Source organism: Streptomyces sp. NPDC047085 (assembly GCF_040643735.1).
Classification (GTDB): Bacteria; Actinomycetota; Actinomycetes; order Streptomycetales; family Streptomycetaceae; genus Streptomyces.
The window spans coordinates 393,599-414,944 of record NZ_JBEYUW010000004.1 but is presented as its reverse complement, the minus strand read 5'-3'; the positions used below and the strand labels follow the sequence as shown (position 1 = coordinate 414,944).

The 21,346-nt window shown below is 71.6% G+C and carries 19 protein-coding genes; 12 read left to right on the top strand and 7 right to left on the bottom strand.

What is annotated here, in order from left to right; translation table 11 throughout:
- Nucleotides 1-24: 24 nt before the first annotated feature.
- From ABZ865_RS17360 to ABZ865_RS17345, 4 genes are read left to right on the top strand one after another with little or no spacing between them, the layout of a single operon-like run.
- Nucleotides 25-963 (top strand): NTP transferase domain-containing protein, encoded by a 939-nt coding sequence (locus tag ABZ865_RS17360; RefSeq protein WP_361230735.1) that lies wholly within the window; start codon nucleotides 25-27, stop codon nucleotides 961-963.
- Entirely contained in the window at nucleotides 960-2,348 is a 1,389-nt protein-coding gene (locus tag ABZ865_RS17355) for a molybdopterin molybdotransferase MoeA (RefSeq protein ID WP_361230732.1), read from the top strand. Before ABZ865_RS17360 ends, ABZ865_RS17355 begins: the two co-directional genes overlap by 4 nt.
- Nucleotides 2,345-3,442 (top strand): potassium channel family protein, encoded by a 1,098-nt coding sequence (locus tag ABZ865_RS17350; protein ID WP_361230729.1) that lies wholly within the window; start codon nucleotides 2,345-2,347, stop codon nucleotides 3,440-3,442. The genes ABZ865_RS17355 and ABZ865_RS17350 overlap by 4 nt, the downstream gene beginning before the upstream one ends.
- A gap of 47 nt (nucleotides 3,443-3,489) precedes the next feature.
- Nucleotides 3,490-4,470 (top strand): NAD(P)H-quinone oxidoreductase, encoded by a 981-nt coding sequence (locus ABZ865_RS17345; RefSeq protein ID WP_361231203.1) that lies wholly within the window; start codon nucleotides 3,490-3,492, stop codon nucleotides 4,468-4,470.
- A gap of 130 nt (nucleotides 4,471-4,600) precedes the next feature.
- Here ABZ865_RS17345 and ABZ865_RS17340 read toward each other — a convergent pair whose 3' ends face one another.
- On the bottom strand, nucleotides 4,601-5,257 hold the full coding sequence (locus ABZ865_RS17340; protein ID WP_361230726.1) for a hypothetical protein: 657 nt from the start codon (nucleotides 5,255-5,257) through the stop codon (nucleotides 4,601-4,603).
- A 176-nt stretch (nucleotides 5,258-5,433) separates the two neighbouring features.
- Here ABZ865_RS17340 and ABZ865_RS17335 point away from each other — a divergent pair, with 176 nt between their 5' ends.
- Nucleotides 5,434-5,970, top strand: coding sequence for a bacterial proteasome activator family protein (locus ABZ865_RS17335; protein ID WP_361230723.1), 537 nt, complete (start codon nucleotides 5,434-5,436; stop codon nucleotides 5,968-5,970).
- 91 nt (nucleotides 5,971-6,061) lie between these two features.
- Here the strand turns inward: ABZ865_RS17335 and ABZ865_RS17330 are convergent, their stop codons facing one another.
- Complete coding sequence (locus tag ABZ865_RS17330; RefSeq protein WP_361230720.1) at nucleotides 6,062-7,717, bottom strand: protein kinase; 1,656 nt, start codon at nucleotides 7,715-7,717, stop codon at nucleotides 6,062-6,064.
- A gap of 344 nt (nucleotides 7,718-8,061) precedes the next feature.
- Between ABZ865_RS17330 and ABZ865_RS17325 the strand changes: the two genes are divergently transcribed.
- Complete coding sequence (locus ABZ865_RS17325) at nucleotides 8,062-9,660, top strand: protein kinase (protein ID WP_361230717.1); 1,599 nt, start codon at nucleotides 8,062-8,064, stop codon at nucleotides 9,658-9,660.
- Between the two features lie 105 nt (nucleotides 9,661-9,765).
- Here the strand turns inward: ABZ865_RS17325 and ABZ865_RS17320 are convergent, their stop codons facing one another.
- A complete protein-coding gene (locus ABZ865_RS17320) occupies nucleotides 9,766-10,782 on the bottom strand; it encodes a phosphotransferase (protein ID WP_361230714.1) in 1,017 nt (338 codons plus the stop codon).
- Nucleotides 10,783-11,348: 566 nt separating this feature from the next.
- On the opposite strand from ABZ865_RS17320, the gene pdhA reads away from it, so the two are divergent.
- Genes pdhA through ABZ865_RS17305 form a run of 3 tightly spaced genes read left to right on the top strand, consistent with a single transcriptional unit; the run spans nucleotide 11,349 to nucleotide 14,975 of the window.
- On the top strand, nucleotides 11,349-12,557 hold the full coding sequence (pdhA, locus tag ABZ865_RS17315; protein ID WP_361230710.1) for a pyruvate dehydrogenase (acetyl-transferring) E1 component subunit alpha: 1,209 nt from the start codon (nucleotides 11,349-11,351) through the stop codon (nucleotides 12,555-12,557).
- 1 nt (nucleotide 12,558) lies between these two features.
- Entirely contained in the window at nucleotides 12,559-13,536 is a 978-nt protein-coding gene (locus ABZ865_RS17310) for an alpha-ketoacid dehydrogenase subunit beta (RefSeq protein WP_361230708.1), read from the top strand.
- A gap of 11 nt (nucleotides 13,537-13,547) precedes the next feature.
- Nucleotides 13,548-14,975, top strand: a complete 1,428-nt coding sequence (locus ABZ865_RS17305; protein ID WP_361230705.1) for a dihydrolipoamide acetyltransferase family protein — start codon at nucleotides 13,548-13,550, stop codon at nucleotides 14,973-14,975.
- Between the two features lie 103 nt (nucleotides 14,976-15,078).
- On the opposite strand, the gene ABZ865_RS17300 is transcribed toward ABZ865_RS17305, so the two are convergent.
- Nucleotides 15,079-16,035 carry a Bro-N domain-containing protein gene (locus tag ABZ865_RS17300; RefSeq protein ID WP_361230702.1) on the bottom strand — a complete coding sequence of 319 codons (957 nt, stop codon included), beginning with the start codon at nucleotides 16,033-16,035 and terminating at the stop codon, nucleotides 15,079-15,081.
- Nucleotides 16,036-16,260: 225 nt separating this feature from the next.
- Between ABZ865_RS17300 and ABZ865_RS17295 the strand changes: the two genes are divergently transcribed.
- Complete coding sequence (locus ABZ865_RS17295; protein WP_361230699.1) at nucleotides 16,261-17,157, top strand: alpha/beta hydrolase; 897 nt, start codon at nucleotides 16,261-16,263, stop codon at nucleotides 17,155-17,157.
- Nucleotides 17,158-17,161: 4 nt separating this feature from the next.
- On the opposite strand, the gene ABZ865_RS17290 is transcribed toward ABZ865_RS17295, so the two are convergent.
- The 3 genes from ABZ865_RS17290 to ABZ865_RS17280 form a co-directional block, all read right to left on the bottom strand.
- A complete protein-coding gene (locus ABZ865_RS17290) occupies nucleotides 17,162-17,614 on the bottom strand; it encodes a hypothetical protein (RefSeq protein WP_361230697.1) in 453 nt (150 codons plus the stop codon).
- Complete coding sequence (locus ABZ865_RS17285) at nucleotides 17,611-18,153, bottom strand: RNA polymerase sigma factor (RefSeq protein WP_361230694.1); 543 nt, start codon at nucleotides 18,151-18,153, stop codon at nucleotides 17,611-17,613. The genes ABZ865_RS17290 and ABZ865_RS17285 overlap by 4 nt, the downstream gene beginning before the upstream one ends.
- A gap of 67 nt (nucleotides 18,154-18,220) precedes the next feature.
- Nucleotides 18,221-19,123 (bottom strand): D-alanyl-D-alanine carboxypeptidase, encoded by a 903-nt coding sequence (locus ABZ865_RS17280; protein WP_361230691.1) that lies wholly within the window; start codon nucleotides 19,121-19,123, stop codon nucleotides 18,221-18,223.
- A 208-nt stretch (nucleotides 19,124-19,331) separates the two neighbouring features.
- Between ABZ865_RS17280 and ABZ865_RS17275 the strand changes: the two genes are divergently transcribed.
- Together ABZ865_RS17275 and ABZ865_RS17270 are read left to right on the top strand one after the other, a co-directional pair.
- A complete protein-coding gene (locus ABZ865_RS17275; RefSeq protein ID WP_361230688.1) occupies nucleotides 19,332-19,982 on the top strand; it encodes a GntR family transcriptional regulator in 651 nt (216 codons plus the stop codon).
- Nucleotides 19,979-21,286 carry an MFS transporter gene (locus ABZ865_RS17270; protein WP_361230684.1) on the top strand — a complete coding sequence of 436 codons (1,308 nt, stop codon included), beginning with the start codon at nucleotides 19,979-19,981 and terminating at the stop codon, nucleotides 21,284-21,286. The genes ABZ865_RS17275 and ABZ865_RS17270 overlap by 4 nt, the downstream gene beginning before the upstream one ends.
- Nucleotides 21,287-21,346 lie beyond the last annotated feature (60 nt).

Here is a 21,346-nt window from a genome sequence, read left to right as displayed (position 1 = left end):
AGACCCACAGGACATACTCGGAGGGTGAGCCACACCGCCCCCGCCGCCCCCGGGTCCGCCGAGGCTCCCGAGCCCGCCACGGCGCCCGGGGCCACCGGCCCGTACGACGCCGTCGTGCTCGCCGGTGGTGCCGCGCGGCGGCTCGGCGGTGCCGACAAGCCCGGCGTCCAGGTCGGCGGGCGCGCCCTGCTCGACCGGGTGCTCGCCGCCTGCGCCGGCGCGGCCACGACCGTCGTCGTGGCCGGCCCCCGCCCCACCGCCCGCCCGGTGCGCTGGGCGCGCGAGGAACCGCCCGGCGCCGGACCCGTCGCCGCGCTCGACGCCGGACTGCGGCTCACCAGCGCCGAGCACGCCGTCGTCCTCTCCGCCGACCTGCCGTTCCTCGAAGAACCCATCCTGCGGCGGCTGTTGACCGCCCTGCGGGACAGCGGCGCCGACGGCGCGCTGCTCACCGACGCCGACGGCCGCGACCAGCCGCTCGTGGCCGCCTACCGCACCACGGCGCTGCGCCACGCCCTCGCCGACCTCGCCGCGGCTCACGACGGCCTCACCGGCCTCCCCCTGCGCCGGCTCACCGGCGCCCTGCGCCTCACCCGCGTCGAGGACCCGCTCGGGTCCTTCGACTGCGACACCTGGGACGACATCGCCCACGCCAGGGCACGCATCAGGGAGCATGAGCACGTGCTGGATGAATGGATCACCACCGTCAAGAACGAGCTGGGCATCGACCTGGACGTCGACACCCAAGTCCTGCTCGACGTCGCCCGTGACGTCGCGCACGGCGTGGCCCGGCCCGCCGCCCCGCTCACCACCTTCCTCGTCGGGTACGCCGCCGCCCAGGGCAAGGGCGGCCCCGAAGCCGTCGCCGAGGCCGCCCGCAAGGCCACCGAGCTGGCGCGGCGCTGGGAGGAAGAGAACAACGGCGGCGACACCGGGGGCGGCTCCGCCCCGGACGCCGGATGACCGCCCCCGGCACCCGGGCCGGCACTCCCGCCGAGGACAGCGACGACCTCGACGTCGAGGAGGCCCTGGCCCTCGTACGGCACCCCCGGGACGACCGCCCCGGCCACGCACCCGCCCACGCCGCCCAGGGCGACCAGCCCGCACAGCGGCACGAGCAGGGGCACGAGGGACGGCACGAGCGGCACCGGGCCACCCCCTGGCCCCGCGCCCGCGAGATCGCCGCCCGCGCCGCCCGGGGCGCGCACCGGCGCGCGCCCGTCTCCGTCCCCCTCGCCGACGCCCTCGGCCTGGTCCTCGCCGCCCCCCTGGACGCGCTCACCGACCTGCCGTCCTTCGACACCTCCGCGATGGACGGCTGGGCGGTCGCCGGACCCGGCCCCTGGCAGGTCCGGGACGAGGGCGTGCTCGCCGGACACGACCTGCCCGAGCCGCTCACCGACGGTGAGGCGGTCCGCATCGCGACCGGCGCCCGCATCCCCGCCGACACCACCGCGGTGCTGCGCACCGAACACGGCCGCACGGACGCCCAGGGCCGGCTCCACTCCACCCGGGAGATGAGCCACGGCCAGGACATCCGCCCACGCGGCCAGGAATGCCGCAGCGGCGACCAGTTGCTGCCCGTCGGCACCCTCGTCACCCCCGCCGTCCTGGGCCTCGCCGCGGCGGCCGGCTACGACAGCCTCGGCACCGTCCCCCGCCCCCGCGCCGAAGTCCTGATCCTCGGCGACGAGCTGCTCACCGAGGGACTTCCGCGCGAGGGCCTGATCCGGGACGCGCTCGGCCCGCTGCTGCCGCCCTGGCTGCGCGCCCTCGGCGCCGACGTCATCGCCGTACGCCGGCTGGGCGACGACGCCAAGGCCCTGCGCAAGGCGCTCACCACCTCCGACGCCGACCTGATCGTCACCACCGGCGGCACCGCCGCCGGGCCCGTCGACCATGTCCACCCCACCCTGGACCGTATCGGCGCCGAACTCCTCGTCGACGGTGTCAAGGTGCGCCCCGGCCACCCCATGCTGCTGGCTCGCACCAAGGAGAACCAGCACCTCGTCGGCCTGCCCGGCAACCCCCTCGCCGCCGTCTCCGGCCTGGTCACGCTCGCCGAGCCGCTGCTGCGCACCCTCGCCGCCCGCCCCGCCCCCGAGCCGTACACGCTGCGGCTCACGGAGGCGGTGCACGGGCATCCGCACGACACCCGGCTCGTCCCGGTGGTGCTGCGCGGCGACCGTGCCGTGCCGCTGCACTACAACGGCCCGGCCATGCTGCGCGGCATCGCCGCCGCTGACGCGCTGGCCGTCGTACCGCCGGGCGGGGCCCGGCAGGGAGAGGAGACCGAGCTGCTCGACCTGCCCTGGGCGGCCGCCGGAATCGGGGTGTGTTTCACGTGAAACTTCCGGGCCATGACGCCATGGCCCGCCAGCCGGGCGATGATCTGGCGACCCATCGGGTGAAACTCCCGAGGAAAGTGGTGGACCGTCCGATCCGCCAGGTCGCCAAACGGCTCCTCATGGCCCTGGCAGTGCTGGTCGCGACCGCGTTCGTCGTCTACGCCGACCGCGACGGCTACCACGACGACGCCGACGGCACCCTCGACCTGCTCGACGCGTTCTACTACGCGACCGTCACCCTCTCCACCACCGGCTACGGCGACATCACCCCGGTCAGCGACAGCGCCCGGCTCACCAACATCTTCGTCATCACCCCGCTGCGCGTGCTGTTCCTGATCATCCTGGTCGGCACCACGCTGGAGGTCCTCACCGAACGCACTCGGGAGGAATGGCGTCTGAACCGCTGGAGGTCCACCGTGCGCGACCACACCGTGGTCATCGGCTTCGGTACGAAGGGACGGTCGGCCATCCAGACCGTCTGTGCGACCGGGCTGAAGAAGGAGCAGGTCGTCGTGGTCGACCCCAGTTCCAAGGTGATCGATGCGGCGAGCGCCGAGGGGTACGTCGGCGTCGTGGGCGACGCCACCCGCAGCGACGTCCTCAAGCGCGCCGAGGTGGACAGGGCGCGGCAGATCATCGTCGCCCCGCAGCGCGACGACACCGCGGTCCTCGTCACCCTGACGGCCCGGCAGCTCAACCGGAGCGCGAAGATCGTGGCCGCCGTGCGCGAGGAGGAGAACGCCCCGCTGCTCAAGCAGTCCGGCGCCGACGCCGTCATCACCAGCTCCGGCGCCGCCGGCCGGCTGCTCGGCCTGTCCGTGCTCAGCCCCGCCGCCGGCATGGTCATGGAAGACCTCATCCAGCAGGGCAGCGGCCTGGACATCGCCGAACGCCCGGTCGTCCGGGCCGAGGTGGGCAGGTCCCCGCGCGAGACGGACGACCTCGTGGTCAGCGTCGTACGCGGACACCGGGTCCTCGGGTACGACGACCCGTCCATCGGCACCCTCCAGCTGACGGACCGCCTGATCACCATCGTCCGCGCGACCCCTGGCGCGCACGTCGCGCCCCACACCCGTCCGCTGCCCCGCGACTGAGCGGGTCCGCCTCGGAGCGGATGCCCGCCAGGAGTAGCTTCGTGGACATGCATGCGATCACGATTCCCGAACCCGGTGGGCCCGAGGCGCTGGTGTGGGCGGAGGTGCCCGACCCGGTGCCCGGCGAGGGCGAGGTACTGGTCGAGGTGGTGGCCAGTGCCGTCAACCGTGCCGACCTCCTGCAGCGTCAGGGCTTCTACAACCCGCCGCCCGGCGCCTCCCCCTACCCTGGCCTGGAGTGCTCCGGCCGGATCGCCGCGCTCGGCCCCGGGGTCTCCGGCTGGACCGTCGGCGACGAGGTGTGCGCGCTGCTCGCGGGCGGCGGTTATGCCCAGAAGGTGTCCGTCCCGGCCGGGCAGCTGCTGCCCGTGCCCGCGGGCGTCGACCTGAAGCAGGCGGCGGCGCTGCCCGAGGTGGTCTGCACGGTCTGGTCCAACGTCTTCATGGTCGCCCACCTGCGCCCCGGCGAGCTGCTGCTCGTGCACGGCGGCTCCAGCGGCATCGGCACGATGGCGATCCAGCTGGCCAAGGCCATCGGGGCCAGGATCGCGGTGACGGCCGGGACGAAGGAAAAGCTGGACTACTGCGCCGAACTGGGCGCGGACGTGCTCATCAACTACCGCGAGCAGGACTTCGTCGCCGAGATCCAGCGGGCCACGGACGGCGCCGGCGCCGACGTCATCCTCGACAACATGGGTGCCAAGTACCTGGACCGCAACATCCAGGCCCTCGCCGTCAACGGGCGGCTCGCGATCATCGGCATGCAGGGCGGCGTCAAGGGCGAGCTGAACATCGCCACGCTGCTGAACAAGCGGGCCGCCGTCACCGCGACATCGCTGCGGGCCCGGCCGCTGGGCGAGAAGGCGGCCATCGTCGCGGCCGTACGCGAGCACGTGTGGCCGCTGATCGCCTCGGGGCACATCCGTCCGGTCGTGGACCGCGAGCTGCCCATGCCGGAGGCGGCCGAGGCGCACCGGGTGCTGGAGGGCAGCGGACACATCGGGAAGGTGCTGCTGATCGCGCCGTAGCGGGTTCCCGGGTTCCCGGGTGCCAGGTGCGCAGGTGCCAGGTGCCGTGCCGCGCGGTGACGGGGTGCCCGGGGGGCGTGCCTCGCAGATGCGCAGATGCGCAGGTGTCCGGATGCCCAGGTGCCGGGGGTCAGCTCCGTCGTACCCGCAGGCCCACGAAGGCCAGGGCCAGGCCCAGGCCGATGAGGACCAGACCGGTGCCCAGCGGCAGGATGTGCAGCGCCGGCTCGGTAGGGCCTTCGCCCTGGCGGACGGCGGCCGCAGCGCCGGGCGGCGACGAGGTCCGTGCGGGGGCCAGGCCGGCTTCCTGGGGCGTGTCGGAGGCGGCGGGCGTTCCGGCAGGGCTGTCCGCGGTCTCCGGCTCCTCCGGGTAGTCGTCGTCCGGGTCGGCGGGCGCGGACGCGTTCGCGGTGTCGTCGCCCTCCTCCTCGGCCGCCGGCCCGTCCGGCCGTCCCGGCCGCATCCGGCCCTCGCCCGCCCCGCTGCCGGCCCGTGACGGCTCGGCCGTCGAGGCGGCCGCCGAGGGGGACACGTCGGCGGCGCCGCGCACCGGTATGCCGGCGGACGCGGACGCGGAGGCGGAGGAAGAAGAGGAAGAAGACGAGCGGGAGCGCGGAGAAGCGGAGGACGACGCAGGGGACGCGGTCGTCCGGGCCGAGGGCGCGCGGGAGCCCGGCGGGGCCGTCTCGGCGCCGTACGCGGCGGCCGAGCCGTACGCGGGTGCCATCGTCACGAGGACGAGCAGCAGCCGTACGAGGCGGAGCGTGAGTCGCAGCCATGGAGTCACGTCGGTGACCTCCCGGAGCCCAGTTGCGATGATCGGCGGAAAAAATCGACGGAATCCAGCCTCACATTGCGTGATAAGCCGGGCATTCCGGATTAGGCCGATGGATCTACACGGTGGATCAGCCGTATCGGGGGGCACCACGCTGGTGAGGTGTGACGGTGCGAGAGAATGGCGGCATGGAGATGCCGAGGAACGAACGGTCGCCGGAGAATCCCCAGATCCTCGTCGTGGGCCAGGACGGGATGGCCCTCGGCGGTGGTGACGAGGAGTCCCGCGAGACCCCCGTGACGGAGCAGGTCGAACAGCCGGCCAAGGTCATGCGGATCGGCAGCATGATCAAGCAGCTCCTGGAGGAGGTGCGCGCGGCTCCTCTGGACGAGGCCAGCCGGGTCCGGCTCAAGGAGATCCACCGCAGCTCGGTGAAGGAGCTGGAGGACGGCCTGGCGCCGGAGCTGGTCGAGGAGCTGGAGCGGCTCTCCCTGCCGTTCACGGACGAAGCCACCCCGAGCGACGCGGAACTGCGGATCGCGCAGGCCCAGTTGGTGGGCTGGCTGGAAGGCCTCTTCCACGGGATCCAGACCACGCTGTTCGCCCAGCAGATGGCCGCGCGCGCCCAGCTGGAGCAGATGCGCCGCGCCCTCCCGCCGGGCATGTCCCACGACGGCGACGAGCAGCGCATGGGCGGCGGCCGCGCGGGCGGCCCGTACCTGTAGGACCACCAGGGACGACTACGGACCACTGGAACCACACCACACGCGGAGGGCCCGGCGGACATCCGCCGGGCCCTCCGCGTGTGTGCCGTTGCTACGAGGGGTTGCCCGTCGACACGTTGAGCTGGATCTCGACGTCCGTCGGGTCGACGTCCGTGCCGGGCTTCGGGAACTGGTCGATCACCGCGCCCTCGCCGTAGGTGTTCTCGTCCACGTTCACCGTCTTCACCTGCCAGCCCGCGGCCCGCGCGCAGTCCTTGACGGACTTGATGTACTTGTAGCGGAAGTCCGGGAGCTCGACCTTCTTCGGGTCGTTGTACGCCTCCACGGGCTCCGTGCAGTCCGTCGTCTCGACCGTCTTCGTGGTGTCCGGGCCCCGGTAGCCCGACCCGTGGGTCGACGCCGAGGGGCTGGCGGTGTTGTCGCCCTTGTCGTCCTCGCCGCCGTTGTTGTTCAGCGTCAGCGCGACGATCAGGCCGACGACCGCGACGAGGGACACCACGATCGAGCCGATGATCACCGGCTTGTTGCTCTTGCCGCCGCCCCCGCCGGAGGACTGCACGGAGGTCTGGGGCGTGAGGTTGTACGGCGGCGGGGTCGAGGCGCCCTGCGGCCCGTACCCGACCGTCGGCGCCTGGTAGCCGGCCTGCTGCGGGTAGCCGTACGCGGGAGCCGGGGACGGGACCGGGCCCGGGGTGGTCGGCGGCGGGGTGCCGTACGGGCTCGGCGCCGGAGTCGGCTGGTACGGCGTCTGCACCTGGCCGGCGGCCGCCGGGGGCTGCTGGCCGACCGGCGGGAACACCGCCGAGCCCACGCCCGCGCCGCTCTGCGTCGGACCGGTGCCCTGCACGATGCTCGGCGCCACCGCCTGGAAGGAGGCGGCCACGCGCAGGCACTCGTCGCGCATGGACTCGGCGGTCGGGAAACGCTCGTTCGGGTTCTTCTTCAGCGCGCGGGCGATCAGCGCGTCCACGGCGGGAGGCAGCGAACGGTTGATCGAGGAGGCCGCCACCGGCTCCTCCTGCACATGCGCGTACGCGATCGCCAGCGGCGAGTCCGCCTCGAACGGCAGCCTGCCGGTGACCAGCTGGAACAGCATGATGCCGACCGAGTACAGGTCGGAGCGCGCGTCCACGCCACGGCCCAGGGCCTGCTCGGGGGAGAGGTACTGCGGGGTGCCGACGACCATGCCGGTCTGGGTCATCGAGGTGACGCCGGACTGCATGGCACGCGCGATGCCGAAGTCCATCACCTTGACCACGCCGCGCTTGGTCATCATCACGTTGCCCGGCTTGATGTCGCGGTGGACCAGCCCCATCTCGTGGCTGATCTCCAGCGCGGCGAGCACGTCCGCGGTGATCTTCAGAGCCTTGTCGGCGGGCATCGCGCCGTACTGGCGGACGTCCTCGTCGAGGACGGAGCCCAGCGGGCGGCCCTCGATGTACTCCATGACGATGTACGGCGTCGTCATGCCGTCCAGATCGTCCTCGCCCGTGTCGAAGACCGAGACGATGTTGGTGTGCGTGAGCTTGGCCACGGCCTGCGCCTCGCGGCGGAACCGCTCGCGGAAGGCCTGCTCACGGCCCAGCTCGGTGTGCAGTGTCTTGATCGCGACCTGGCGGTCCAGCACGGCGTCGTACGCCAGGTGCACCGAGGCCATGCCGCCTTCACCGAGCAGGTCACGCAGCTGGTAGCGACCGCCGGCCACCGCTCGCCCCGCATACCGGCCCTGCGCGCCGTCCTGGCTCATCTCTCCGCGTCCCCCACTGGCCGTCCGGCGCCGTCGCCTGGCGAACATGCCTTGATCGAATGTGTCATTCCCGGCCAAGTCTGCCCCAGGGCACTGACACGTCAAGCTCGGTGCCCGTTCCGTGACCGTACGCGAAAGAAGCGTCGCGGAAGCGTTACAGCGGGCGTACCTCCAATACACAGAATTTGCACGAGAGCGCGTGCTGGTTGTTTCATGACCGGTCAGTCTCGGGCCGGCCCCGGTGCCGGTTCCGGACCGGTGGTTCCCGTGAAGGCTGTAGCGTGGCCCGACGGAGACCGTGACAACACCGCGCGCACCGCGGGCAGAAACGACGGCGAGGACCGATGGCACAGACGCACAGCGCCCAGGGCCCGTCCGACCCCGAGGCGACTGGCGGCGGCATGTCAGACACGCCGGAGGCATGGGGCAACGGAGGGCTCGTCGGCGACGGCCGCTACCGGCTGACGCACCGCCTGGGCCGGGGCGGCATGGCCGAGGTGTTCGCTGCCGAGGACGTCCGTCTGGGCCGCACGGTCGCGGTCAAGCTGCTCCGCGCCGACCTGGCCGAGGACCCGGTCTCCAAGGCCCGCTTCACGCGCGAGGCACAGTCCGTCGCCGGCCTCAACCACCACGCGATCGTGGCCGTGTACGACTCCGGCGAGGACCTCGTCGGCGGCCAGTCCGTGCCGTACATCGTGATGGAGCTGGTCGAGGGCCGCACCATCCGCGATCTGCTGCTGAACGCGGAGGCGCCGGGCCCCGAGCAGGCCCTGATCATCGTCTCCGGGGTCCTGGAGGCGCTCGCCTACTCGCACCAGCACGGCATCGTGCACCGCGACATCAAGCCGGCCAACGTCATCATCACCAACAACGGTGCCGTCAAGGTGATGGACTTCGGCATCGCCCGCGCCCTGCACGGCGCTTCGACAACGATGACGCAGACCGGCATGGTCATGGGCACCCCGCAGTACCTCTCCCCGGAGCAGGCGCTCGGCAAGGCCGTCGACCATCGCTCCGACCTGTACGCGACCGGCTGCCTGCTCTACGAACTCCTCGCGCTCAGGCCCCCGTTCACCGGTGAGACCCCGCTGTCGGTGGTCTACCAGCACGTCCAGGACATCCCGGTCCCGCCCTCGGAGGTCGCCGACGGCTGCCCGCCGGAGCTGGACGGCCTGGTCATGCGCTCGCTGGCCAAGGAGCCGGACGACCGGTTCCAGACGGCCGAGGAGATGCGCGGCCTGATCCAGTACGGCCTGCAGATGCTGTACGAGCAGGGCGGCCACACCGGCACCTGGAACACCGGGCCGGTGGACGTCCACGAGGGCCGCGCCACCCCGGCGGGCGGCTTCGCGAAGACGACCGCGATGCAGCATCCCGGCGACTACGGCGCCGGCACCACGCAGATCCCGCAGCCGATCCTGCCCGCCGGGTACGGAAGCGGCGACGACGGCGGCTTCGAGGGGCACGGCAACCGGGGCAGCGGCCGCGGCAAGCTGTGGATCCTGGCCGTCCTCGCGGTGATCGCGGTCGTCGCGGGCGTCGCGCTGGCGCTGCGGAACACCGGCCACGGCACCGACGGCGGCAACACGCCGACGCCGAGCCACTCGCAGACCACGAAGGACGAGACGGCCTCCGAGTCGCCGACCGACGACTCCACCGACCAGCCCACCGACACGACCACGGACGACAGTTCGGGCACGGACGGCGGTTCGGGCTGGTCGACGCCGTCGTACAGCCCGACGACGGCTCCGTCCGACACCGCCACCTCCGACCCGACCGACGAGCCCACGGACCCGTCGACGTCTCTGGAGCCGACGGACCCGGGGACCAGCCCGTCGACGCCGACGGACCCGGCGGACGGCGGCACGGACGCGGGCACCACGGACGGCGGCACCGACGCGGGCACGACGGACGGCACCACTAGCGGCACCAGCGGTCCGTGAAGCGCACCGACTCCGTCGGTACGGGCGTCGCTCTGAGGTACTACAGCTGACCACTTACGCGCGCGTGCGAGCTTCAGCTCCACGCGCGCGTGCGCTTCGTTCCGCTCACTCCACGAACGCGTCGCACACCGCGTCGTACTCCCGTGTCCACCACACGGCGAGTGCCGAGGCGGCCGGGAACTGGGGGTCCGCGCGGGTGTCGCCGCGCTCGTAGTGCCAGCGCAGCATCCAGAAGTCGTTCAGGCGCTCCCACCACACCCGGTGCACGGCCGCCGCCAGCTCCGAGGGCGTGGCCCGGGCCGCGCGCCGGTACGCGCGCGCGTAGGCCCGTACCTTGGGCAGGTCCAGCGCGCCCGCGGGCCGTACGAAGAAGATCGCGGCGGCGCGTACGGCCTCCTCGGCGCGGGGCTGCACGCCGAGCCGGTCCCAGTCGACGATGGCGGCCGGGGCGTCGTCCCGGTAGAGCAGGTTGAACGGGTGGAAGTCGCCGTGCACCCAGCCCACCGAGCCGCCGCGCGGCGGGCGCCGGTCGGCGTGCTGCTCCAGGAGCGCGCGGCGTTCCAGGAGCCGGTGGCGGGCCAGTTCGTCGAAGGCGTCGGCGGGGCGGTGGCGGCGGACCTGGGCGAGCAGGTCGTCGATGAGGGCGAAGGTGTCGGCCGGGTCCGCGCTCTCCACGGGATGCGGGCTCGGGGCCGGGCGCGTACGCCCCTTGGGGGGCATCACCCGCTCCAGACAGGCGTGCACGGCGCCCAGGAGCGCCCCCAGGCGCGCGCTCTCCCCACGGGTGAGCTGGCCGCCGTGGAGGTGCCTGCCGTCGATCCAGGGGTGCAGGGCATAGGCGTGGCCGCCGACGACGGCGACGGTGCGGCCCTCGCGGTGCGCGAGCGGCGGGGCGACCGGGACGCCGAGGTCGGCGAGGCGCTGGGTGGCGCGATGCCGGCGTTCGATGGCGGCGGGGTCGGCGGTGTCGGGGTCGAAGTGGTGCTTGAGGAAATAGCGGCCGCGGGTGGTGCGCAGCCGGTAGCCGCGGTTGAGCAGGCCCTGGTCGACGGGCTCGCAGGCGAGCGCCGTACCGGCGCAGTACAGGGGCAGCAAGGTCTCCAAAGGGGGCGCGTGGGGCACGAGGGGTGGTACACAAGGGCGCGGCACGCGGCAGATGCTAGGGCACGAAAAGCGGCCGTGAGCTGGGGCTAGTCACAGGCAGTCGTCGATGGTCGCTTTCGGTCATGCGACGCCATGGGTGAACTCCGGAGTAATGCTCGGAAGTCCGGGGAGGAGAATCCGCAGCGGCTTTCGGAGGCGCTCAGGCCTTTCCTTCCGCGGGCGCGCCACAGAGGAATGATCGGACTTATCCGCCTTCCTGTGTGAGGGCAGTGTCACAAGCAGGCTCTTCCCGTGTCCGGGGTGCCCGGGATAACGTGCGGGTGCTCCGGCCTCCTGCGAGGCTGTGACCAGCGCGCTTCCGGACCGCGTCGATTTACTTGGAAATCCGAGTAAAAACGCAGGTCAGGTGGGGTTTCACAGAAATGTGGAGCACTGGGTAACGTGAATGTCGCAGGGCGCTCGCCGGGGCACCTGTCACGCCTGTTCCCGGCCGAGTGGCACCCACCCCGTGCCCGTGGTCGAGACAGGTGAGCCGCACTGGCCTCACCGGCAACCCCGGGGGCCGGAACGACGGAGGAGCACACGTGACCGTGGAGAGCAGTGCCGCGCGCAAGCCGCGACGCACCGCCGCAGGCAAGGCCGGCACCACCGGCAGCGGTGCCGGGACCACCGGCACCAAGCGCACCACCCGCACCACCCAGAAGAGCACCGACCCGGAACTCGTGCAGCTCCTGACGCCCGAGGGCAAGCGGGTCAAGAACGCCGAGTACGACGCCTACGTCGCCGGGATCACCCCCGAAGACCTGCGCGGCCTGTACCGCGACATGGTGCTCACCCGCCGCTTCGACGCCGAGGCCATCGCCCTGCAGCGCCAGGGCGAGCTGGGCCTGTGGCCGTCGCTGCTCGGCCAGGAGGCCGCCCAGATCGGCTCCGGCCGGGCCACCCGCGAGGACGACTACGTCTTCCCGACCTACCGTGAGCACGGCGTCGCCTGGTGCCGCGGCGTCGACCCGACCAACCTGCTGGGCATGTTCCGCGGCGTGAACAACGGCGGCTGGGACCCCAACAGCAACAACTTCCACCTCTACACGATCGTCATCGGCTCCCAGGCGCTGCACGCCACCGGCTACGCCATGGGCGTCGCCAAGGACGGCGCGGACGCGGGCGTCGTCGCCTACTTCGGCGACGGTGCCTCCAGCCAGGGCGACGTGGCCGAGGCGTTCACCTTCTCCGCGGTCTACAACGCCCCCGTCGTGTTCTTCTGCCAGAACAACCAGTGGGCGATCTCCGAGCCCACCGAGAAGCAGAGCCGGGTGCCGCTCTACCAGCGCGCTCAGGGCTTCGGCTTCCCGGGTGTGCGCGTGGACGGCAACGACGTGCTGGCCTGCCTCGCGGTCACCCGGTGGGCGCTGGAGCGCGCCCGCTCCGGCGAGGGCCCCACCCTGGTCGAGGCGTTCACCTACCGCATGGGCGCCCACACCACCTCCGACGACCCCACCCGCTACCGCGGCGACGAGGAGCGCCTGGCCTGGGAGGCGAAGGACCCGATCCTGCGCCTTCGCCGGTACCTCGAGGCCTCAAACCACGCGGACGAGGGATTCTTCACGGAACTCGAGACGGAGTCCGAGGCGTTCGGCAAACGAGTGCGCGAAGCGGTCCGCGCCATGCCGGACCCGGACCACTTCGCCATCTTCGAGAACGTGTACGCGGACGGGCACGCGCTCGTCGACGAGGAGCGAGCCCAGTTCGCCGCCTACCAGGCGTCGTTCGCTGACGCAGAGGGGGGTCACTGAGATGGCCGAGAAGATGGCTTTGGCCAAGGCGATCAACGAGTCGCTGCGCCGCGCCCTGGAGACGGACCCCAAGGTCGTCATCATGGGCGAGGACGTCGGCAAGCTCGGCGGTGTCTTCCGCGTCACCGACGGTCTGCAGAAGGACTTCGGCGAGAGCCGCGTCATCGACACCCCGCTCGCCGAGTCCGGCATCGTCGGCACCGCGATCGGCCTGGCCCTGCGCGGCTACCGCCCGGTGGTGGAGATCCAGTTCGACGGCTTCGTCTTCCCGGCGTACGACCAGATCGTCACCCAGCTGGCGAAGATGCACGCCCGCTCCCTGGGCAAGGTGAAGCTCCCGGTCGTCATCCGCATCCCCTACGGCGGCGGCATCGGCGCGGTCGAGCACCACTCGGAGTCCCCGGAGGCGCTGTTCGCGCACGTGGCGGGCCTGAAGATCGTCAGCCCCTCCAACCCGTCGGACGCCTACTGGATGATGCAGCAGGCCATCCAGAGCGACGACCCGGTGATCTACTTCGAGCCCAAGCGCCGCTACTGGGACAAGGGCGAGGTCAGCACCGAGTCCATCCCCGGCCCGCTGCACAAGGCCCAGGTCGTCCGCGAGGGCACGGACCTCACGCTGGCCGCCTACGGCCCGATGGTGAAGCTCTGTCAGGAGGTCGCCGCCGCGGCCGCCGAGGAGGGCAAGTCCCTGGAGGTCCTGGACCTGCGCTCGGTCTCCCCGCTGGACTTCGACTCCATCCAGGCCTCGGTCGAGAAGACCCGCCGCCTGGTGGTGGTCCACGAGGCGCCGGTGTTCTTCGGCTCCGGCGCGGAGATCGCCGCCCGGATCACGGAGCGCTGCTTCTACCACCTGGAGGCCCCGGTGCTCCGGGTCGGCGGCTACCACGCCCCGTACCCGCCGGCGCGTCTGGAGGAGGAGTACCTGCCGGACCTGGACCGGGTGCTCGACGCCGTCGACCGTGCCCTGGCGTACTGAGGAGAGGGTTCGTGACGACGATGACGGAAGCTTCCGTACGCGAGTTCAAGATGCCCGACGTGGGCGAGGGACTCACCGAGGCCGAGATCCTCAAGTGGTACGTCCAGCCGGGTGACACGGTCACCGACGGCCAGGTGGTGTGCGAGGTCGAGACCGCCAAGGCGGCCGTCGAGCTCCCCATCCCCTACGACGGCGTGGTCCGCGCGCTGCACTTCCCCGAGGGCACCACGGTGGACGTGGGCACGTCCATCATCGCGGTGGACGTGGCGGGCGGCGCGCCGGCCGAGGCGCCGGCCGCTGCCGCCGAGCCGGTCGCCGCTGCGGCCGCGCCCGCGGAGGAGCCCGAGGCCCAGCCCCAGGGCCGTCAGCCGGTCCTGGTCGGCTACGGCGTGGCCGCCTCCTCCACCAAGCGCCGCCCCCGCAAGGGCCCCGAGATCGGGGTCCCGCCGGCCGCGCAGGCGCTCCAGTCCGAGCTGAACGGTCACGGTGCCGCGACGGTCCCCGCCGTCCCCGCCCAGCCCCGCCCGCTGGCCAAGCCGCCGGTGCGCAAGCTCGCGAAGGACCTCGGTGTCGACCTCGCCGCGATCGTGCCGTCCGGCCCGGACGGGATCATCACGCGTGAGGACGTGCACGCGGCGGCCGCGCCCCAGGCCGCCGAACCGGTCGCTCCGGCCGTGGAAGCCCCGGCTGCCGCCCCGGCTCCCGTCGCCGCGCCCGCCGTGACGTCGTACGACGGCGCGCGCGAGACCCGGATCCCGGTCAAGGGCGTCCGCAAGGCCACCGCGCAGGCGATGATCGGCTCGGCGTTCACGGCCCCGCACGTCACGGAGTTCGTGACGGTGGACGTGACCCGCACGATGAAGCTGGTCGAGGAGCTGAAGCAGGACAAGGAGTTCCAGGGCCTGCGGGTGAACCCGCTCCTGCTGATCGCCAAGGCCCTGCTGGTCGCCATCAAGCGCAACCCGGACATCAACGCGTCCTGGGACGAGGCCAACCAGGAGATCGTGCTCAAGCACTACGTCAACCTGGGCATCGCGGCCGCCACCCCGCGCGGTCTGATCGTCCCGAACATCAAGGACGCCCACGCCAAGACGCTCCCGCAGCTGTCCGAGGCGCTGAGCGAGCTGGTGTCGACGGCCCGCGAGGGCAAGACGTCCCCGGCGGCGATGCAGGGCGGCACGGTGACCATCACCAATGTCGGCGTCTTCGGCGTCGACACCGGCACGCCGATCCTCAACCCCGGCGAGTCCGCAATCCTCGCGGTCGGTGCGATCAAGCTCCAGCCGTGGGTCCACAAGGGCAAGGTCAAGCCCCGTCAGGTCACCACCCTGGCCCTCAGCTTCGACCACCGCCTGGTCGACGGCGAGCTGGGCTCCAAGGTGCTGGCCGACGTGGCGGCGATCCTGGAAGAACCCAAGCGGTTGATCAGCTGGGCATGATGACAGGCAATTAGGTACCTTTGGGACCTGGAGGGGACGGCCGCAACTTCGGTTTGCGACCGCCCCCTCTGCCTTTCCCGGCTGTCCCCGCTCTCAGGACCCGTCAGGCCTGATGGAGCACATACACCGGCGCCCCGTCCTCCGCCCCGCCCCGCGAGCGGATGCAGGCGTGCTTGCGCAGCAGACGCAGGCTCTCGTTGACGCGACGCACGGACAGACCCGTCCGGGCCGCGATCGATTCGAGCGGCTCCCGCAATTCCCCCTTCTCGACGAGAACGGGAGCGATGACGACGGCCACCGTCCACACGTCCTCGGTCACGGACAACCGCTGCCGCCAGTCGGCCAGTACGGACTCCGTGGTGGGCAGCACCGTGAGGTGGCCGACGGGCGCCCGACGTTCGAGGACGAGGGCGTCGAGCCGGTCCGCGATGCGTTCCATCGCCCGGACCATGGCTTGCTGCACGGCGAGTGCGGCCTTCTGCGTGGCCAGCATCTCCCGCTGCAGATCGATGGATTCTCGCTGACCGTTGGCGAGTTCCTCGTCCAGCTGAAGGTTGTGCGCCTCGAGCCGGACGATGGCCTCGGCGACCTGCTCCGGCATGGCGTAGGCGATGGGGGCACCGGGTTCGGGCGACTGCACCTCCGCCTCTTCGAGCGTGTAGGAACCCTCCCTCTGGACCGTCTCGATGACCTCGGCGGCCCACTGCTTGAAGGGGGCACAGGCGGGCTTGGTGCAGGCGTTGACGAGGAGGATGAGGCCCTGGAGAGAGATGACATTCAGGTCTCGACGCCACTCTCTACCTGCGGGAATGCTGAGACCGTAACCTCCAGTTAGGGTCTCGAGGCTCTCTCGATGGTCCTCCGGCACATGGTCGGAGAGTGCCTTCTGCGGGTTGGTGTGCCCCAACCGCCTGCACACATCCACCGCCGGGAACCAATGCGTCCCGTCCGGCATCGTCAGCCGGCGGACCCGGGCCCCTGTCGCCGCGTACACGAAGTCGCTGATGTCGATCGCCTCGTGCTGCTCGGCGGCGTTGTAGTGCTTGCTGGGTTCGATCACGTGAACCACCTCCGCCGCGGAACGTAGGGCGAAGAAAATCGAATATGCCAGTTGAAAGCCAGGATGTTCACGATTGCGAGGGAAGATCATCGAATTCGCCGCTTCGGACCGTCCGCCGCGTGTACTGCGGTTCAGAAGTCGGTGGAACCTTCCGGGGCATGGCGCCCTCCTGACTCGGCGATGCGGGCCCGTTGGGGGGTCGCGGTGAGCCGAGAGGGGCTTGAGATGGGGGCGCGTGAGGTGGTCGTGTCCGAGCGGCCGATGCCGGAGGACGGGGCGGTCCGGCATCGGTGGGTGGAGGTCCGGGGGATCCGGTTGCACCTGGCCGAGTGCGGGGCCGGGGTGCCGCTGTTGATGCTGCACGGGTTTCCGCAGCACTGGTACGCCTGGCACAAGGTGGTCGCACTGTTGCCGGAGGGGTACCGGATCATCTGCCCGGATCTGCGTGGCTTCGGGTGGTCGGGGCAGACAACGCGCGGGTACGACATGGACGCCCTCGCCGAGGACACGCTCGCGTTGCTGGATGCGCTCGGGCTTGAGCGGGTCGGGTTGGTCGGGCATGACTGGGGTGGGCAGCTGGGGTTCCGGCTGTGTCTGCGGGCGCCGGAGCGGTTCAGTGGGTATCTGGCGCTGAACATCACCCACCCCTGGCCGCGGCACCGGGCCGTGCTGCCGAACCTGTGGCGGATGTGGTTCACCGCGTTCGTCGAGTACCCGGTGCTCGGGCGGGCGGTCCTGCGGCACTGGCCCGGGTTCACCCGGTTCCTGCTGCGTCACCAGGTCGCCGACCCGGCCGTGTGGACGGAGGCCGACCTCGCCGAGTACGCGGCCGCGACCTCCGCGAGCGCGGCCGCCGCACAGTCCCTGTTCTGGCAGTACGTCCTGCACGACATCCCCGCGCTGGTCCGCGGCACCCGGCGGCGGCAGCGGCTGACCGTGCCCACCCTGCTGCTCGGCGGGGAGCGGGACAACGTGGTGGTGCCGTCGATGCTCGCCGGGAGCGAGCCGTACGCCGACGATCTGACCGTGCGGCTGGTGCCCGGCGCGGGGCACTACCTGCCGCAGGAGCGGCCGGAGGAGGTCGCGGAGGCCGTCCGGACGTTCTTCGCCGGCAGGGTCTAGCGGGTCAGCGCGACTCCGCCCGCTCGGCGACCCGGCGCACGAACTTCCGTCCGCGCCGGTCGCCGAGCAGGCGGCCGTAGAGCCACTGGGCGGGGCGGAGGGCGGTGGGGCGGGCCGCGCCGAGGACCGCGAAACGGGTTCCGTCGCCCTCCGGTACGGCCGCCATGCCGCCCACGATCAGCCGGGACTGCATCAGGCACCAGCCGGGAGAGAGCCGTACCTCGAAGGATTCCGTCAGACTCGACGGACCGATCGCCAGCGCCTGCTTGCGGTCCGCGTCGCCCGGCGGGACGTGGAACTCCCTGAGGAACGGCACCAGATGGGGGAGTTCGGCGGAGAGGTCCGAGGCCACGGCCCACACCCGCTCGTACGGGAGGGGCAGGTGCTCCTCGGTGTACATCGGGGCGTGCAGCCCGGCCGCCAGCACCCGCAGTCGACGTACGGGATCGGCACTCATCGCGACCACGCCTTCCGGAACGAGGAACGGGCCCGGTGCAGCCGGGACTTGACCGTGCCGGCGGGGATGCCGAGCAGTTCGGCGACGGCGGCCTCGTCGAGGCCCTCCAGTTCGCGCAGGACCAGGACCGCGCGGTGCCGTACCGGAAGCCGGGCGAGTACGTCCCGTACGTCGGCGGGCAGTTCCCCGTCGGCGGCCGTCCGCAGTCCGCCGACGCGGGCCAGGTCGGCGGGGTCGGCGGGCTCCTCGACGGCCGTGCGCCGGGCGACCCGTACCGCCTCGCGCACGGTGACGGTGCGCACCCAGCCGTAGAAGGCGAGCGGATCGCGCAGGCCGCGCAGCCCCTTGAAGACCGCCACCAGCGACTCCTGTACCGCGTCGGGCACGTCGTTCGGGGCGATCGGGCGGCACAGCCGGGTGACGTACGGCGTGACCAGCGACAGCAGCTCGTCCATGGCCAGGGCGTCCCCGCCCTGCGCGGCCCGCACCAGGGCGGCGGCCGTCTCCCACGGTTCGGTGGCGTCCCCGTGTGTGTCCATGTCGTGGGGCACCCTATGCGACGGGCCCGCCGCGGAACGCGACGGGCCCGTTCGGCTGGGGTGGCTGTCAGCCGAGCTTGGCGAAGCCGTAGGTCAGGAGCTTCTTGGCGTCCGCCTCGCGCTGGGAGATGGAGGTGGAGGCGAGGACGGTGCCGATGACCGTCTTGCCGTTCCGGGTCGCGGCGAAGACCAGGCAGTACTTGGCCTCGGGGCCGGAGCCGGTCTTCACGCCGATGGTGCCGCTGTAGCTGCTGAGGAGCCCGTTGGTGTTGGTCCACGGGTTCATCGTGCGGGTGCTGCCCGTCTTGGTGATCGTCTTCGCCGTGTACGACTTCGTCTTGACGACCGTGCGGAACGTCGAGTTCTTCATCGCGCTGCTGGCGATCTTCGTCAGGTCGCGCGGCGTCGAGTAGTTGGAGCCGTTGCCGATGCCGTCGAAGGAGTCGAAGTGAGTGTTCTTCAGACCCAGGTTCTTCGCGGCGGTGTTCATCTTGGCGATGAAGTTCGACACGCGGGCGGCCCGGGTGGTCCCGGAGCCGTAGGTGTCGGCGAGCGCGTAGGCGGCGTCGCAGCCGGACGGCAGCATCAGGCCGTACAGCAGCTGGCGGACGGTGACCTTGTCGCCGACGATCAGGTGCGCCTGGGAGGCGTTGTTCGCGACGACGTAGTCGCTGTACGCCTTCTGGATCGTCACCTTCTTGTCGAGATTGAGGTTCGACTGCGCGAGCACGACCTTGGCGGTCATGATCTTGGTGGTGGAGCCGGTGGAGCGCCTGTAGTCCGCTGACTTGGTGTACAGCGTCGAGCCGTTCGCGTTGTTCATCACGTAGCCGCCCTTGGCCACGATCGAGGGCGCGGTGACGGCCTGCGCGGGCGCCGCGGTGAGGGCCCCGGTGGCGAGCATCGCGCCGGCTGTGACGGCGACGGCGGCGGCTCTGCGGACGCGGGTGCCCTTAATGCCGGTAATCAAAGTGATGTACCCCGATTGTCTGGAATGCCCCTGAAGTGCGGCCGAGTTGAGGTGGCAAGAGAGTGGGACCGCACATGTGTGACACGTAAGTAGCGCATGAGGTTGTGCGACCGGGGTGAGGAATTTTCGGCGCTTGCCCGACAGTCCGTTCCGTTTCGCATGCTGGACCCTCTCCCGCATGCGTACGTGTTGTATCTATCCTGTGGCCATGCATATGGCCACCAAGCAGCCACCCGCCGCCGACCGCGTCTACACCCACGTCAAACAGGGCGTCCTCGACCGCCGCTACGAAGGCGGGACGCTGCTGACCGAGGGGGAGCTGGCCGAGGCCGTGGGGGTCTCGCGCACCCCCGTCCGGGAGGCGCTGCTGCGCCTGGAGGTCGAGGGCCTGATCAGGCTCTACCCGAAGAAGGGCGCCCTGGTCCTGCCGGTCTCCGCGCAGGAGATCGCCGACGTCGTGGAGACCCGGCTGCTGGTCGAGGAGCACGCCGCCCGCAAGGCCGTACCCGCGCCGCAGAGCCTGCTGGAACGGCTGAGCGAGCTGCTGGAGCAGCAGAAGACGCAGGCCGCCGCCGGCGACTTCGCCGCCGCCGCCGTCACCGACCGCTGCTTCCACGCCGAGATCGTGCGCAGCGGCGGCAATGAGATCCTGTCGCGGCTCTACGACCAGCTGCGCGACCGCCAGCTGCGGATGGGCGTCGCCGTCATGCACTCCCACCCCGACCGGATCGCCAAGACGCTCGCCGAGCACGAGGAGATCCTGGAGGCGCTGCGCGCCGGCGACGCGGAGGCGGCCGTCGGCGTCGTGCACCGGCATGTGGGCTGGTTCTCGCACCTCGCACGGGGTGAGGTGCGATGAGCGGTCCGGCGAGGAACGCCACCCTTCCGGGTGATCCACCAGGCGGCCGTCGCGCCGTCGTCGTGTGGTCCATCGGCGTCGCCGTCTACTTCGTCGCCGTCATCTTCCGTACGTCCCTGGGTGTGGCGGGCCTGGACGCGGCCGACCGCTTCCACGTGGGCGCCTCCGCCCTGTCGACGTTCTCGATCCTCCAGCTGCTGGTCTACGCCGGCATGCAGATACCCGTCGGCCTGCTGGTCGACCGGCTCGGCACGAAGAAGGTGCTGAGCATCGGCGCGGTGCTGTTCACCGCCGGCCAGCTGGGCTTCGCCTTCTCCCCCTCGTACGGCACCGCGCTCGCCTCGCGCGCGCTGCTGGGCTGTGGCGACGCGATGACCTTCATCAGCGTGCTGCGGCTGGGCACGCGCTGGTTCCCGGCGCGGCGCGGGCCGCTGGTCGCCCAGCTCGCGGGGCTGGTCGGCATGGCGGGCAACCTCGTCTCCACCCTCGTTCTCGCCCGGCTGCTGCACGGCCTCGGCTGGACCCCGGCGTTCGCGGGCAGTGCGCTGGCGGGTGCGGTCGTGCTGGTGCTGACGCTGCTGTTCCTGAAGGACCACCCCGAGGGCCATGAACCGGAGCCGTCCCCGCACCGGGGCGCGGCCTACGTGCGCCGGCAGATCGCGGCGTCCTGGCGGGAGCCGGGGACGCGGCTGGGCCTGTGGGTGCACTTCACGACCCAGTTCCCGGCGATGGTGTTCCTGCTGCTGTGGGGGCTGCCGTTCCTGGTCCAGGCGCAGGGGCTCAGCCGGGCCACGGCCGGTGAGCTGCTGACGCTCGTCGTCCTCTCCAACATGGTGATCGGGCTGGTCTACGGCCAGATCGTCGCCCGGCACCATGCGGCACGGCTGCCGCTGGCGCTGGGTACGGTCGCGGCGACCGCGACCATGTGGGCTGCCACGCTGGTGTGGCCGGGCGAGCGGGCTCCCATGTGGTTGCTGGTGGTGCTGTGTGTGGTCCTCGGTGCCTGTGGCCCGGCTTCGATGCTCGGTTTCGACTTCGCGCGGCCGGCCAACCCGCCCGAGCGACAGGGGACCGCGTCCGGGATCACCAACATGGGTGGGTTCATCGCCTCGATGACGACGTTGTTCGCGGTGGGGGTGCTGCTGGATGCGACGGGGGACGACTATGCGGTGGCCTTCTCGGCGGTGTTCGTGCTGCAGGCGCTGGGGGTGAGCCAGATTCTGCGGTTGCGGGGGCGGGCGGCTCGGCGGGAGCGGGAGCGGTTGGTGGCGAGCCGGGTGGAGACGGTGCACGTGCCCGTGTGAGGGGGGTGTTTGCCCACCCGCGCACCGCCCGTTGCTGTGGGCTGGAGGGCTGGGCGACCT

What these genes read in the sequence shown, in the direction of transcription:
- ABZ865_RS17275 (WP_361230688.1), top strand. Translation starts at nt 19,332, where the DNA reads ATGCATATGGCCACCAAGCAGCCACCCGCCGCCGACCGCGTCTACACC.
- ABZ865_RS17285 (WP_361230694.1), bottom strand. Translation starts at nt 18,153, where the DNA reads ATGGACACACACGGGGACGCCACCGAACCGTGGGAGACGGCCGCCGCC.
- ABZ865_RS17345 (WP_361231203.1), top strand. Translation starts at nt 3,490, where the DNA reads ATGCATGCGATCACGATTCCCGAACCCGGTGGGCCCGAGGCGCTGGTG.
- ABZ865_RS17270 (WP_361230684.1), top strand. Translation starts at nt 19,979, where the DNA reads ATGAGCGGTCCGGCGAGGAACGCCACCCTTCCGGGTGATCCACCAGGC.
- ABZ865_RS17335 (WP_361230723.1), top strand. Translation starts at nt 5,434, where the DNA reads ATGGAGATGCCGAGGAACGAACGGTCGCCGGAGAATCCCCAGATCCTC.
- ABZ865_RS17290 (WP_361230697.1), bottom strand. Translation starts at nt 17,614, where the DNA reads ATGAGTGCCGATCCCGTACGTCGACTGCGGGTGCTGGCGGCCGGGCTG.
- ABZ865_RS17310 (WP_361230708.1), top strand. Translation starts at nt 12,559, where the DNA reads ATGGCCGAGAAGATGGCTTTGGCCAAGGCGATCAACGAGTCGCTGCGC.
- ABZ865_RS17295 (WP_361230699.1), top strand. Translation starts at nt 16,261, where the DNA reads ATGGGGGCGCGTGAGGTGGTCGTGTCCGAGCGGCCGATGCCGGAGGAC.
- ABZ865_RS17330 (WP_361230720.1), bottom strand. Translation starts at nt 7,717, where the DNA reads ATGAGCCAGGACGGCGCGCAGGGCCGGTATGCGGGGCGAGCGGTGGCC.
- ABZ865_RS17355 (WP_361230732.1), top strand. Translation starts at nt 960, where the DNA reads ATGACCGCCCCCGGCACCCGGGCCGGCACTCCCGCCGAGGACAGCGAC.
- ABZ865_RS17325 (WP_361230717.1), top strand. Translation starts at nt 8,062, where the DNA reads ATGGCACAGACGCACAGCGCCCAGGGCCCGTCCGACCCCGAGGCGACT.